Origin of the sequence: Thiocystis violacea (assembly GCF_016583575.1) — a bacterium.
In the GTDB taxonomy this organism is placed as follows: domain Bacteria; phylum Pseudomonadota; class Gammaproteobacteria; order Chromatiales; family Chromatiaceae; genus Thiocystis; species Thiocystis violacea.
This window is the reverse complement of record NZ_NRRG01000008.1, coordinates 74676-89299: the sequence shown is the minus strand read 5'-3', so window position 1 is coordinate 89299 and position 14624 is coordinate 74676. Positions and strand designations below refer to the sequence as shown.

7 protein-coding genes and 1 pseudogene are annotated in these 14624 nt (G+C 67.4%); 7 read left to right on the top strand and 1 reads right to left on the bottom strand.

The window, feature by feature from the left end:
• The first annotated feature begins 256 nt into the window (after positions 1 to 256).
• The 6 genes from CKO27_RS06200 (at position 257) to CKO27_RS06175 (ending at position 9148) form a co-directional block, all read left to right on the top strand.
• Positions 257 to 1729 (top strand): response regulator, encoded by a 1473-nt coding sequence (locus CKO27_RS06200; protein ID WP_200374005.1) that lies wholly within the window; start codon positions 257 to 259, stop codon positions 1727 to 1729.
• Complete coding sequence (locus CKO27_RS06195; protein ID WP_200374004.1) at positions 1729 to 3426, top strand: ATP-binding cassette domain-containing protein; 1698 nt, start codon at positions 1729 to 1731, stop codon at positions 3424 to 3426. Before CKO27_RS06200 ends, CKO27_RS06195 begins: the two co-directional genes overlap by 1 nt.
• Positions 3423 to 4487 (top strand): alpha/beta hydrolase, encoded by a 1065-nt coding sequence (locus CKO27_RS06190; protein ID WP_200374003.1) that lies wholly within the window; start codon positions 3423 to 3425, stop codon positions 4485 to 4487. The genes CKO27_RS06195 and CKO27_RS06190 overlap by 4 nt, the downstream gene beginning before the upstream one ends.
• The gene (locus tag CKO27_RS06185) at positions 4484 to 5653 is read left to right on the top strand and encodes an OprO/OprP family phosphate-selective porin (RefSeq protein WP_200374002.1); all 1170 of its coding nucleotides are present in this window, start codon (positions 4484 to 4486) and stop codon (positions 5651 to 5653) included. Before CKO27_RS06190 ends, CKO27_RS06185 begins: the two co-directional genes overlap by 4 nt.
• 142 nt (positions 5654 to 5795) lie before the next feature.
• Entirely contained in the window at positions 5796 to 7658 is a 1863-nt protein-coding gene (locus CKO27_RS06180) for a CARDB domain-containing protein (protein ID WP_200374001.1), read from the top strand.
• A gap of 92 nt (positions 7659 to 7750) precedes the next feature.
• The gene (locus CKO27_RS06175) at positions 7751 to 9148 is read left to right on the top strand and encodes a PD40 domain-containing protein (RefSeq protein WP_200374000.1); all 1398 of its coding nucleotides are present in this window, start codon (positions 7751 to 7753) and stop codon (positions 9146 to 9148) included.
• Positions 9149 to 9213: 65 nt separating this feature from the next.
• Here the strand turns inward: CKO27_RS06175 and CKO27_RS06170 are convergent.
• Positions 9214 to 10394: pseudogene (locus tag CKO27_RS06170) on the bottom strand (IS3 family transposase).
• Between the two features lie 256 nt (positions 10395 to 10650).
• On the opposite strand from CKO27_RS06170, the gene CKO27_RS06165 reads away from it, so the two are divergent.
• On the top strand, positions 10651 to 14586 hold the full coding sequence (locus tag CKO27_RS06165) for a conjugal transfer protein TraG N-terminal domain-containing protein (protein WP_200373999.1): 3936 nt from the start codon (positions 10651 to 10653) through the stop codon (positions 14584 to 14586).
• Positions 14587 to 14624: the final 38 nt, after the last annotated feature.

The window sequence follows — 14624 nt, the reverse complement described above, 5'->3', positions numbered from 1 at the left end:
CCATCGTCTCTTCACCGACCGATACCCCAAACCTGGGTCAATATCCCCAATCCTTGGGTGCTGGCCACAGGCTCGGCCAGGCCCGATCCCCACCGCCGCCCCTCTCCGCCCCAATCCGCGTCCGCGCGTGATCTGAAAGATCCTTTCTGAATAGGCGCTTACGCCTATCCGGCCAAGATGGTTCGGGATCGGCATGGCCTGTGCTCAAGCTGGTGACAACAGAAAGATCCCAGCCACCTCAGCCGGAGCAATCACCATGTCCATCCTGGTCGTCGACGACAACACCATGCTGCTCAGTAAGATCGTGCGGAGCCTGGTCCTGGCCAAACAGGTGGTCCGCACCGCCACCAGTCTGGCCGAGGCGCGCGCCCTGCTGCGCGAGCATCCGCCCAAGGTGCTCTGTCTGGATCTCCAGTTGCCCGACGGGAATGGTCTGGACCTGCTCGCCGAGCTGCGCCGGGCGGGCTCGGAGCTGCCGGTGATCATCATCAGTGGTCACCATTCCGAGGAGAATCGCGCCCGCGCCGAGCGGCTCGGCGCCGCGGGTTTTCTGGCCAAGCCCTTCGCGCTGTCGGAGCTACACCGCCGGCTCGCCGCGCTGCTCGGCGACCCGCCGATGTCGGCCGGCGATGCCGCCACGCCGCGCCCCCAGACATGCCGTCCGGCCGCGATCGTCGAGCCGGTGGCCGCGGCCCGACTGCGGCAGGCCAAGCGCGCCTACTCGACCCGTCGCGTCGATCTGGATCGCGCGACCGGTCTGCTGACCGCCCAGTACGCACCCCAGGCGGGGGATCTGGTGTTGGCGCGGGTCGACAGGCTCATGCAGCACAAGCGTCTGGAGCTGATCACGGGGCGACGCGCCGATCTCTTCCCCGGCGATGAGATCATCGTCTGCTACGGCAACCGCTATGCCCCGGACCAGTTCGAGGCGGAGGTTCCGGCGGATCTCTCACCTTGCCATCTGGTCGCCGCCGGCGGCATCGCGGCCCAGTGTCTGTCGCGCAACACCAAGATCGCGGCGGCCTCCCGGATCACACCCATCGGCGTGCTCGCCAGCGCCGACGGCCGCCCGCTCAATCTCGCCGACCACGGACTCGCGCCGCGCGTCGCCCCCGAGCGGCGTCCGACGGTCACCGCCGTCATCGGCACCTCGATGAACGCCGGCAAGACCACCACCCTGGCCAACCTCGCCCTGGGGATGACCCGCCGGGGCCTGAAGGTGGGCGCGGCCAAGGTCACCGGCACCGGAGCCGGCGGTGATGTCTGGCACATGACGGATGCCGGCTGTCACGTGGTCCTCGACTTCGTCGACGGCGGCGCGCCGTCCACCTACAAGCTGCCGATCACCGACTGCGAGACCATTCTCGAAACCCTGGTCGCGACCCTCTGCGCCGCCGAGGTCGACACCATTCTGATCGAAGTCGCGGACGGCATCCTGCAGGAAGAGACGCGGCAACTGGTCCAGTCCGCGACCTTCGCCCGCCTGGTGGACAACGTCATCTTCGCCGCCGGCGATGCGCTGGGGGCGGCGGGCGGGGTCGACTGGCTGCGCTCGCGCGGGCTGAACCTGATCGGGGTCTCGGGCGCGCTCACCGCCGCGCCGCTGGCGATCCGCGAATGCGCGGGTCTGGTCGATCTGCCGCTGCTGCCGCTCGACATCCTCAACGGCGGGAGCTGGTGTCCTCAGGGCGTCGGTCTGGCGGTCGCTACTGACGCGCGGGCCGCCTGATGGATCTGCCGCGCATCATCGAGGGCGACCGGCGCCGGCTCTTCGCCTGGCTGGTCGCGAACGGCGCCGCACAGGCGCTGGCGGCCGTGGCGACCGCGCTGCTGGTGCGGCATGGGTTCGATCAGCTGATCATCCCCCAGGCGCCACAGGGCTCCGGGTCGATCCTGTCCCTGGCGCTGGCCATGCTCGCCGTGTTGGCGGCGACGGCCTGGCTGCGGTGGCGCGGCAATCTGGATGCCGAACGACTCGGGCAGGGCTATGTGCATGCAGTGCGGCTGCGGCTGTTCCGCCACCTTCTGGCGATCGGCGCCGAGGGGTCGCGGCGGATGAGCCGGGGCGCCCTGATGCTGCGCTTCGTCGGCGATCTGACGGCCACCCGCAATTGGGTCAGTCTGGGTCTGGCGCGCCTGACCGTCAGCGGGCTGACCACGCTTCTGGCGCTGGCCGCCATGGTCCTGATCGATCCGGTGATCGCCACGGCGGTGGGCCTCGCCGTTGCCGCCGCCGCGTCCCTGGCGCTGGTCGTCGGACCCTATCTGCGCAGCCGCACCAGGGAGGCCCGCCATCACCGTGGGCGCATCGCCGCGCTGGTCAGCGATCGCCTCGCGCACCTGGGCGTGGTGGAGGCCTTCGGTCAGGAGGGGCGCGAGGTCCGGCGGTTGCGTCGCGTCAGCCGGCAACTGCGCACCGCCCTGGTCGCGCGCGCCCATGTCCTGGGTCTGCTGCGCGCCCTGTCCGAGGCCAGCGCCGGGCTCGCCAGTGGCTGTGCCCTGGCAGTCGGGGCCATGCAGGTGGCGGATGGCCAGGCCAGTCCGGGGACCGTGGTGGCGGCCATGGTCGTGGCTGGACTTTTGGCGCCCCGGCTGAACGATCTCGGGCGCGTCTATGAATACTGGAACGCCGCCGGGATCGCCCGCGAAAAGCAGCTCCAGGTGCTGCGGCTGGAGCCGGTGGGTCGCGGCCTGGCGCGGGCCGGCACGGCGCCGCTCGCGGCGGCGGATTGGATCGCGCTCAAAGGGATTGGATACGCCGACCTGTTCGCTGACGTCAGTCTCGACATCGCGGCCGGCGAGCGGATCGCCCTGATCGGCCCCAACGGCTGCGGGAAATCGACCCTGCTGCGCCTCATCGCCGGCCTCCTCGAACCGGATGCCGGGGTCGTGCACCTGGGCGGACAGGATCTGCGCAGCCACCGCTGGGCCGAGGTCAGACGCGCCTTCGCCATGGTCGCGCCGGACCTGTCGCTGCTGCGCGGCTCCTTCCGACTGAATCTGACCTATGGGGCCGGTCGGGTCGAGGCGACGGACATCACCCGCGTCCTGGCGCTGTGCCACCTCGAACCCCTGTTGGCGCGCCTACCCGACGGCCTGGAAACACGGCTGGCGGAGAACGGGCAGGGTCTCTCGAGCGGTGAGCGGGCGCGTCTCGGCATCGCCCGCGCCTTGCTGGCCCGGCCACGCATCCTGCTGCTCGACGAGGCCGACGCCAATCTCGACCGACTGGCGCGGGCGGCGCTCGACGCCGTGATCGCGTCCTTCGAGGGCACGGTCATCTTTATCACCCACGATGCCAGCCGGCTGGCCCAGGCCGACCGGGTACTGGCGGTCCGCCCGCCCGGTGTCACGGTCTTGAGCCCGGGCGAGGGCATGGCGGAGCTGCGTGAGTCCCAGGCGCGCGCGCTGAGGCTCGTCTCATGAGCGGACGCGCGGCGACGACGGCCGTCGCGCGAAGCGGCCAGGCCATGACGAACGACGATTCGATGACAGGCGAGGCCGCTCCGGTCATCGCCCTGGGGGTGTTCATGCTGTTCACATCACGGACTGAACCTTCGCTCGCCAACCCCTGCATGGCCGCGCCACCCATGCCGCCGCCAACGCCGGCGCAGGCGCCGGAGGCCGGCCGGGTCATCCGCATGACCCTGAGCGGCTGCGCGCGCCAGGTCTACTACCTCTATGTCCCGCATCGGCTCAAGCCGCCTGGCCGGCTCTTCGTGACGGTGCATGGCATCTCGCGCAATGCCCGCGAGCACGCCGAAGGCTTCGCGCCCTTGGCCGAACGGCAGGGCGTCGTGCTGGTCGCGCCCCGCTTCGCCCGGCGGCGCTTCGGCCAGTATCAGCGGCTCGCGCCGGATGCCAGGGGGCATCGTCCCGACCGGATGCTGGAGCGGATTCTGGCCGAGGTGCGCGGGCTGCTCGACCTGCCGGAGTCTCCGGTCTACCTGTTCGGGTACTCCGGCGGCGGTCAGTTCGCGCACCGCTATGCCATGGCGCATCCAGGGCGGGTCGCGCGCGCCGTCATCGGCGCCGCCGGCTGGTACACCTTTCCCGATCCGCGCGTGCGCTATCCGCGCGGGTGGCGATTCGGCGCCGATGAGATCCCGCTGATCGCGGAGCCCGACGCGCTGCGGGTGCCGATGGCGGTGATCGTCGGCGCGGAGGATGTCGACCGGGACCCCGCGCTCAACCCGTCGCGACGGATCGACCGCCAGCAGGGCGAAAACCGCTGCGAGCGCGGTCGGCGTTGGATCGCCGCCATGCGGCAGGCGGCGCGGGCGCGCGGTCTGGCGACGCCCTACCAGTTCCAGGTGCTGCCAGGGGTCGGACACGACTTCACCCAGGCCATGGCCAGCGGCGGCATGGGTCCGGCGGTGTTCGCGTATCTCTTCGGCGGGCCGGTCGCAGCGAGCCTTGAGCCGCCCTGCGCGGCGCCTGGCGTGTCGCTCAGCGCCACAGGGCACCTGGGACGGGGCATCCAATGATGGTCGATCGACAGGGCTGGATCGCCGCCTTGGGCCTGGCCATCCTGACCTGCGGGCCGCCGGCGGCGGCCACCGATTGGGAGGACCGGCTGCGCTATGTGTCGGCCGATGAGCGTTTCTCGATCCGTCTCGGCGGACGTCTTCATGCCGACATCGCCCAGATCGACGGCGAGAGCCTGACATCGGCCGAGACCGAGGGGGAGCTGCGAAGGGCGCGGCTGAGTCTCTCGGGCACGGCCTTCGGCGACTGGCGCTTCCGCTACGAGCAGGATTTCGCCGCCGATCAGGATGCGCAAATCAAGGACGCCTGGATCGGCTATCAGGGTCTCGATCGTGTCAGGGTTCGCGCCGGCAACCTGCAAGAGCCGGTAAGCCTGGAGGAGCTGACCAGCTCCAACGCCACCACCTTCATGGAGCGCGCCCTGCCCAATGCCCTGGTGGCTGGCTATTCCCTGGGACTGCTGGCTGAGACCTGGGGCCAGGATTGGACGGCGGCGCTCGGTGGGTTCGAGGGCCGGATTCGCGCTCGGGAGGAGGAGGTCGACCAGGGCTGGGGGCTGGCCGGACGGGCCGTCTACGCCCCGGTGAATGCGGCCGGGCGACGCCTGCACGCCGGTGTCTCCTTCGCGTACCGCGAGCCGCCCGGCGACCGTCGCCTCGCCTTCAGCAGCCAGCCGGAAATCAATCTCAGTGAGCGCCGACTGGTCTCGACCGGAACCCTGAGCGACGTCGACGACACCCTGACCGGCGGTATCGAGCTGGCCGGAATCTGGGGACCCTGGTCCCTGCAGGCGGAATACCTGCGCACGGAGGTGCGGCGCAGCCCCAGGACGGACGTCACCTTCCAGGGCTGGTATGTCCTCGGCTCCTGGTTCATCACCGGTGGGCGGCGTGCCTACGATGCCAGGACCGGCACCTTCGACCCGGTGCGCCCCAGCGGAACCTGGGGTGCCTGGGAGCTGGCCGCGCGCTACAGCGTGCTGGATCTCGACGACGGGCCGATCACCGGCGGCGAAGAGCGCAACTGGACGCTCGGGGTGAACTGGTACGCCAACCGCCAGACCCGGCTGATGGTCAACTGGATCGATGCCGAAGCGGACCCGAACGGGGATGGTGACCGCGAGGACCTACGGGCCATCCAGGCGCGGGTTCAGTTCTTTTTCTAAGCACAGGCTACCCCGCATGGGAGGGCCGCAATCCATCGACCACAACCGACGCTAAACGATGACGCAGGATCTCAACACCGGCGCCGCGAGACATGGAGGCTCGCTTTCAGCCGAAATCTTCTTTCAATCGAGGATTGACCGAATGAAAACCCCAATGCTGATGGCCGCACTCCTGATGACCCCAGTGGCACAGGCGTATGTCACGACAGCCTGGACGAGTGATCCGGGCGGAACCGCGATCGCCGTCGATGTCTCCGACGCGGTCTATACCGCGAATGCCGACATCAATCCCGGCGGCGAAATCCAACTCACCAAACGCGACTCCGCCGGAAATATCCTCTGGGTCGCATCCGCCCCCAACATCGATGTTGGCTATGAAGTCGCGAACTGGGTCTCCGTCGACCACGCCGGGAATATCATCGTGACCGGGACACTCCAGGGCGGCAGTTTCGCCAATCGGACGAACCGCGCCGGTCTGATCATGAAATTCGACCCAGACGGTCAGCTCTTGTGGTCGCAGACATTCGATGGCATCGACAATGGCTCGTACACGCGAAAACATGTCGTCGATGCCGATGACAATATTCATGTGATCGGCGTGGGAAGTGGCGTCATCGCCAAGGTTCGATCCTTCGCCTCCGACGGAAGCTTCCGGTGGTCGTATGGCGCTCTCGGCACGCTGACCACGCCCTATCAACTGAGCTTGACGCCGGAGGGTCATCTCTTGGTGATGACATCGGCCTCGGCCGTCGCGGGTTTCATCGTTTACGCCAAACTGGATGGGAACGGCCAGGAGCTGTGGCGGAAGACCCTCAATAGCCGCAGTTCCGGATATGCCGCGGATGATGCGTTGGGGAATACCTACCTGGTCCACATGGAATACGGGGTCACGGATGAAGGAACCGTCCTCAAGAAACTCTCGCCAACGGGCACGGTTCTTTGGGAACGTGTGCGCAAGGGTCTGATATCGCCCTTTGTCGCCGTCAGTACCGATAACGCTCCGGTGATCAGCGGTCTTCGGCCCGGAGTCGGCGCCGCCTTCATCCAGTTTGACGCCGACGGTTTCGCCTCCTGGGAAAACCTGGACGCGGATGGTCCATCGATGTCACTCCAGCCGTGGTCGCCCACGCAACGCGATGACCTGGACAACTATTACGTGCAGGGAAACGGCGGACTCTGCAAAGTGAATCACGACGGTTCCTCGGGTTGGTCCATTGTCAGCAGTAACAGCGCGGGATTCGCGGTTGGCAGCGATCAGAGTGTCTATACCGTCGGGGCGACGACCGCGAAGCTGATTGAGATTCCAGGCACGACCCCGTCGAGCGATCTTGGGCTCGGCCTGACGGTGACACCGAGCACCGTCACCTTGGGTCAAACCATCCAATACAGCGCGCGCGTGACCAATAGCGGCCCCTCCGTGGCGACTGGCGTGACCGTCACGGGTTCCGTCGCCTCCATGACCTCCTGCCAGATCGCCAGCCTGGCACCCGGAGCGACCGCGAGCTGTACCCTGACGGAAACCCCCGCAACGACCGGCACCTTCTCGCGCGTCGTCACGGCGCGCGGGATTGAAACCGACCCCAATTTCTCGAACAACCGGCAAGAGACCTTCATCTCGGTTCTGCCAGCGGCGGCCACGGCCGATCTGGCCTTGACCATGACGGAGGCCCCGGATCCCGTCAGAAGAGGCTCCCAACTCGTCTACACCCTGAAGGTTCGCAACAACGGCCCGAGCCATGCCGGGAGTGTTTCCCTGCGTGATTGGCTGCCCGCCGATGCCACCTTCGTCAGCGCGATCCCGACGCGTGGCACATGCAGCGGCCTGGCGCCGGTGACCTGTGCGCTCGGGACCTTGAACTCGGGTGCCAGCGCGAGCGTGAAGATCACCATCCGTCCAAGACTGAGGGGCGACATCACCAACACGGCCAGCGTGAATAGCGGATTGGTGACGGACCCGAATCCCGCCAATAACAACGCGACTGTCACGACCACCGTCACGCGATAGCAGGGCCTGGGGCGCTCGACCTGTTTCATCGACACGTCGGGCGCCGGCTCGATCCCCCGCGACACACTCACGCAACTGATAGGAAAGCGCTCATGAAACCTGCCGTGTTCAGCTTCAGCTCCCTGGCGGTCACCTTGCTGGTGCCCATGGCCGCCTGGCCGGCTGCCGGCCCGAACGGATCGATCGCCTACAGCGCGGTCGATACCGCTGGCGATGGCTTCGAGGAGGTCTTCACCGTCGAGCCCGACGGCAGTGGGCTGACGAACCTGACGGCGGGACTGCCGGGGCATGCGAGCCAGCCGGTCTGGTCGCCCGACGGGACCCGGATCCTGTTCAACGACAGCTATTTCGAGCTCGGCTACTCGTTCTCCAACCTCTGGGTCATGGATGCCGACGGCGGCAACGCCACCCAGCTTACCTTCGAGTCCGACCCCGCGGGATCAGGGTATCTGTGGCAGAACTACTCGCCAACCTGGTCGCCGGATGGCTCCGAAGTTCTGTGGACGACCGTCCGTGAGGGGGAGGCCGATATCTATCGGGCCAACGCCGACGGGTCGAATCCGCGCCCCTTCATCGTGGACGAGCCGACGGTGGAGACACCCTTCGGGACCGTGCCGGCCAGCCAGTTCTACCCGGCCTGGTCGCCCGATGGAACCCGTGTGGCCTTCATGGAATTGCTGACGCTCAACGCCGTCGCGCTGGTGGAGGCCTCCGGCGAGGGGCCGGTCTCCTACGTCGAAAGCCCGACCGGAGACTTCTCGTTCCAGAGCCCATCCTGGTCGCCAGACAGCCTGCAACTGGTCTACCTTCGCCAAACCGGCGGATCCCCCGGATGGTCGATCGTCGTCGCCAATGCCGACGGCAGCGGCGTGGTCGACATCACCCCCGAGGGCTTGGCTGACTTTACCGACCCCCGGTTCTCGCCCGACGGCACCCAGATCTTCGTCAGCGCCTACGCGTTCGACACCGGCGAGCGCGCTGTCTACGCGATGCCGGCGCCGTCTGTGCCAGCGTCGTCATCAGCCGCCAGCGCCCGGGCGGCGCTGGCCGCCGCAACGGCCGCCGCAGCCGTGGCCACACCGTTACCGAGCACGGTCGGCGCCCTGAGCGCCGACTGGGCGGTCGATTCCGGTCCTCTGTGCACCATCACGGGAACCGAGGGCCGCGACCGGCTCACCGGAACTCCAGGAAACGACGTGATCTGCGGCCTGGGAGGTCACGACATCATCGACGGTCGAGGCGGCGATGACGTCATTGTCGGTGATGCCGGCAACGATGTCCTCGACGGAGGCCCGGGCCGCGACATACTTGTTGGCGGCGCTGGGCGCGATCGACTGACCGGTGGTCCTGGGGCGGACGTGATGGAAGGCGGAGCCGGCGTCGACGTGCTGATCGGCATCGATCGGGTGCGCGGTAACGATCGGCTCGACGGCGGCAGCGGCCGGGATGTGTGCACCGGCGATCCCCGCGACGTCCTGGTGGGCTGCTGAGGCGGGGGGCAGGGGTGGCGCCAACTTGAGGTTCCCTCGGTTTTTCGTCTTCCAAGAGCCGGGGTTCATGCGACCTGTTTTTGATCCTGCTGCTTGCTCCTCCAGTCGTTGAGAAAGCGCACAGGTGAAGTGTAGCCAAGCGTCGAATGCCGTCGCTTGCGATTGTAGAAAACTTCGATGTACTCGAACATCATGGTCGTCATCGCCTCACGGGTGGCAAAGCGCTCCCCGAAGACCCGCTCATTCTTGAAGCTGTTGAACCAGCTCTCGGTCGGGGCATTGTCCCAGCCGTTACCCTTGCGGCTCATGGAGCAGACCATGCCATCTTCGCGTAGCTTATCCTGAAAGGCATGACTGGCGTACTGACGGCCCCGGTCGGAGTGGTGAATGAGGCCAGGCGCTGGCTGGCGTCGGAACCAGGCCATGGTCAGGGCATCGGTCACGAGATCCGCTGTCAGGCGCGGTTTTAATGACCAGCCGACCACCTCGCGGTTGAATCGATCCAGCACAATGGCCAGGTAGAGCCAGCCGTCATCGGTCCACAGGTAGGTGATGTCGGCCGTCCACACCTGATTCGGTGCGACAGGGGCGAAATCGCGCTTCAGCCGGTTGTCGGCCACCGGCAACGTGTGTTTGGAATCGGTCGTGACCTTGTAACGGCGCTTGTGGCGGGCACGGATGCCGTGCTCGCGCATCAGCCGCTCCACGCGCGTCTTGCTGGCTGGAAAGCCCCGTGAGCGCCGCTCACGCACCAGGCGCGGGCGGCCGTAGGCACCCTTGAATTCCGCATGGATGGATTGAATTAGAACGAGCATCTGGGGATCCGTGAGCCATCGGCGTTCCGGGTGACCACCACGTTTCCAGGCGCGATAGCCGCTGAGGCTGACGGCCAGCACCGCACACATCGCGGCTAGGTCGAACGCTCGGCGTTGCGCGTCAATCCAGGCCTACTTCACAGCGCCTCCCTCGCAAAGTAGGCCGTCGCTTTTTTTAAAATGTCGACCTCGCGCTTGAGGCGAACGTTCTCCGCGCGCAAACGCGACAGTTCCATCTCCTCCGGCGTCACATTCCGGGCACCAGGGCCATCAAGCTGGCCCGCATCGGATGCCTTGACCCAGTAGCGCAACGTCGGCTCGACCAAGCCCATCTCCTTGGCCACGGAACCCACGGTCTTGCCATCCTTGACACGCTTGACCGCCTGTTCTTTGAACTCGACGGTGTACTCCTGCTTCGGGATCTTCTGCATCATCGTCTCCAGTGTGAACGTCAGTTTACGTCACCCTTGGAAGACGACATTTCGGGGGAACCTCACTCGCCGCGCGCTACGGTAATCCCAATGAACTGCTCGAGAGCTACCGCCATCTGCTCGCGCTCTATCAGGCGCCGAGCTATCTCGACGTGATGCAGGCGACCGAAACCCAGGGGGATGCGGAGGCGACGCATGAGTAAGGGTGGCGTCGGGGGCAGCAGGCCGACGATGTGCCCGTCGGGAGCCCGCTGAGATGTGGACCATCTACTCGATCGGCGATCCGGTCTTCCTCCAGCAGGTCCTCAATGCTGTCGCCATGCTGTTCAGCTCGGCGGATTTCCTCCAGTTCGTTGCCATCGGCTTTCTGATCGGGGTGCTGATCGTGGCCTTCCAGGGCTTGACCCAAGGGCCGCCGGGGATCCGCTTCCAGGGAGTGCTGGTCTCTTTCCTGCTCTACGCGTTGCTCTTCGTTCCGACGGTCTCGGTGACCATCGAGGGGGCCTACTCGGGGAGCGCGCGGGTGGTCGACAACGTGCCGCTCGGTCCGGCGGTGGTGGGCTCGGCGGTGTCGAACCTCGGCTATGGGGTGACACGGCTGTTCGAGCAGGTCTTCGCCACGCCGACCCTGACCGAGCACGGCTATGTCGATGCCCTGCAGGTGCTGGCAACGGTGCGCAAGACGGCGCTGTCGCGCCTGACCACGGGGGACGCCAACAGCCCGACCGAGGGGGCGAATGTCGAACAGTCCTGGATCAATTACGTGGCCGACTGCGTGCTCTATGGGGTGGACCGCCAGATCAACGGGGCGAGTATGGACGCCATCTTGAAGGCCACGGACATGGACGCGGCGTTGCAGACGCCGATCGTGACCGGGACCACCGAGATCCAGCTCGGCGCCACCCGCGAACTCCTGTCCTGCGTGGACGCCTACGGCCGGCTGCGAGCCTACACGACCGCCGCGTACCTGCCCAAGCTCAAGCAGGCGCTCGCCGCCAAGCTCGGCACCGAGACGGCCGCGGTCGACACCCGCGTCAATGGCGCCCTCGCCGCCCTCGCGCGCGAGGCGGTCGACGCCCAGCAGTACATGGTCATGGCCGCGCTGCTGCCGATGTTCGAGAAGGGCGTGGTGCAGCACTACCGCCACCTCGGCGACCAGGCGGCGGCCACCCAGACCAGCCAGGCGATCCAACAACGCAACAGTCAGTGGGCGACCGAGTCGAACCTCTTCGTCGCCATCATGAAGCCGATGATGGTCTACTTCGAGGGCTTCATCTTCGCCATCGGTCCCTTCATGGCCTTCGCCATCGGTCTGGGGCCGATCGGGGTGCGGATGGTCGGCAAGTATCTGCTGTTCGGACTCTGGATCCAGTTGTGGATGCCGATCCTGGCGATCTCCAATCTCTATCTGATCCTCACCGCCCAGCGCGCCTTCGAGGCGCTGGCCGATCGGAACAGCGCCGTGCTGCCCTCCTTCCGGGCGCTCTACGAGAGCGATCTGCTGCTGCAGGGCTATCTGGCCACCGCCGGGATGCTGATCGCCTCGACCCCGGCGATCAGTCTGATGCTCATCTATGGCAGCGCCATCACCGCGACCCATCTGGCCGGGCGGCTGCAGAGCGGCGATCACGTCAACGAGCGCCTCACCGCCCCGGACGTGCTGCAGCCGGGCGCGGCCAGCACCGTCGGACCGCTGATGCAGACCACCGCGCTTGGCGGCACCCATGCGCCCGGCGCCCAGGGGATGGTCTGGTCGTTCAAGGCCGGGCAGTCGGCGCAGGCGACACTGCGCTCGGCCGAAGTGAGTGCCGAGCAGGCGCAGGAGAGCTTCCAGAGCGCCTTCGGGCAGGCCTTCGCGCAGTCGGCGGCGGCGAATCGGCAGACGGCGACCCAGTATGCGTTGGGGCAGAAATTCGATGCGTCCTATAGCCGGGCGGATGCGGCGGTGGTGGCGAGTGCGGAGGAATTGACGCGGCGATTCAGTACCTCCGGCCTGAGCAAGGAGGAGATGGGCACGCTGCTCAGCGCCGGGCTGAAAGCGGGCGGCGCCCATTACCGCCCCGGTCAAGGAGCCGCCACGGGGACGGCCGTGCGCAAAGCCGCCACCGCCGCCTTGGCCGCCGACCTGGCGGGCCAGATCCGGCACAGCTACGGCGTGACGGATAGCCAGGCGGACGAGATGGCGATGGCCATCGCGCAACGGGTCGCCACCGATCGGCAGTTGCGAGCGGCCTTCTCCGAAGGGCTCGCCTCGGATATCACGCACAGCCATGGTGACAGTTTTACCGCCGGGCTGAGTCAGAGCCAAACCGCGCAGCTCACCCGCGGCGCCCAGGATGTCCTGAGCACCTCGCGCTCCTACGAACAGGCGGCGACCTTCGCACGCCAGGTCGGGACCGACGCCAGCTTCAGTGCCATCGAGACGTCGGCGATGCTCCTCGAGCATCCGGCGATGGCACAACGCCTGGAGCACGCCCTCCAGCGTCATGGTCTGGCGGGCGATGCCGCCACCCAGACCGATCGGCTGCTCGCCGGCGGTGTGGTCGGCCATCCCGAGCAAGCCTGGGCCATGGCCGGCCTGGGGCTGTTGCTCGGCTTCTACGGCGGCGCGCGCGCCGAGGCCATGACGGCGACCGAAAAGCAGCAGGCCGAGACCGAGGCCAGGCACATCTACTCCGGTCTGCTGGGAATGCGGATCCCCGAGGACCTCGATCCTCGGATCGAGGCGACCCTGGCGAATCCATCGCCGTCGTTCGGCGCGGCCCAGGCCGAGTTCGGCGCGGCGGATCCGCACGATCCCAGGCCCGAGGTCATGGCCGGACTCGGTGCCATGCGGGTCAAGGCGGACGGTACGATCGCGCGGGTGGCGCAGGCGCCGGCGATGGTGGAGAGCGTCGGCTTCGCCGCCCGACAGTCCGTCGCCGACCAGGGTATCCTCCAGGCCAATGATCTGCGCGCCCAACAACGCGATCAACTGGCGCAGGCGATCGCCGTTCAAGCCCAGTGGCCACGGACCCCCGCCAAGACCGCGCAGCAGGAACTCGGCGGGCTCATGATCCAGCTCGCCGAGACCGGCGCCTTGATCGGCGCCGGAGCGACCGGCGTGTCCAGCCAAGTCGCCGCGGCGGTCGGTGCCTTCGGCCAGACACGGATGGACGGCGGCAGCCTGGATGACGCGATCCGCGCCGGCCGGGACGCCGCGGGCAGCGAGTTGGGTTGGTCGGAGGCACGCCAGGCGATGCTCGAAACCCGGCTCGCTCAGGTCGCGGGCTTCGGATTGACTCCGGCACAGACCGACTTGTACCGCGCGGCCTCGGAGACGAGTTGGTTCGCTGCGGTCCCCAGCGAGGCCCATCAAACGGCGCGCACCGCCGTCATCGCCGAATCGGGATCCGCCGGCGCGCAGATCGCCACACTGATCGAGCGCGCCGTGTCCTCACGCGAGGATTCGGCGCTACAACTCATCGGCCAGTACAACCACACCGCCGCGGACGATCCCGCCGCTCCGCCGGCGAGCGTCGGGACGCTGGTGTCTGGGGCACTCCCGCCGGCCGCGGTCGTCCTTCCCTCGCCCGAGGAGCGGCCCCTTGACCCGCCGCTAAAAAAAAACACTAACATCCACGCCGACACCGGGATCGGCCCCCACCCCTTGATGCACACGAGTGTCACCGCCGGACCCTTGGGGCGTCTGCTCGATCTGGTCGCGGCCCCCGAGTCGCAGGGGAACTACAACGCCTGGTACGGAGACGCGCGCCAAAGCGCGGTGGAGCTCTCGGCGATGACCCTCAACGCGGTGCGGGCGCACCAAGAACACCTACTGGCACGGGGAAATGGCGGCTCGGCCATCGGCCGCTATCAGATCATCCCCGACACCCTCGACGATCTGATCCGGCGTCTAGGGCTCACCGGCGAGGAGCGCTTCACCCCCGCGATGCAGGACCGCCTGGCACTGGTCCTGGCCCGGGACGCCGGCGTCAACCGGTGGATGAGCAGCCGGCTCGACGACGCCGACTTCGCCTATAACCTCTCGGCGATCTGGGCCGGCTTGCCGAAGGACGCCTCGAATGTCAGCTATCATGCGGGCGTGGGCGATAACGCCGCGCACATCGACTACGATCTGGTGGTGGGCACATTGGCTGGAATTCGCGCGGGTGGCGCATCGACCGTCCCAGCGCCCGCGCTCTGGCGCTGACCGCCAGCGCCGAAACGCTCACGTCGCAGTCGTCCGAA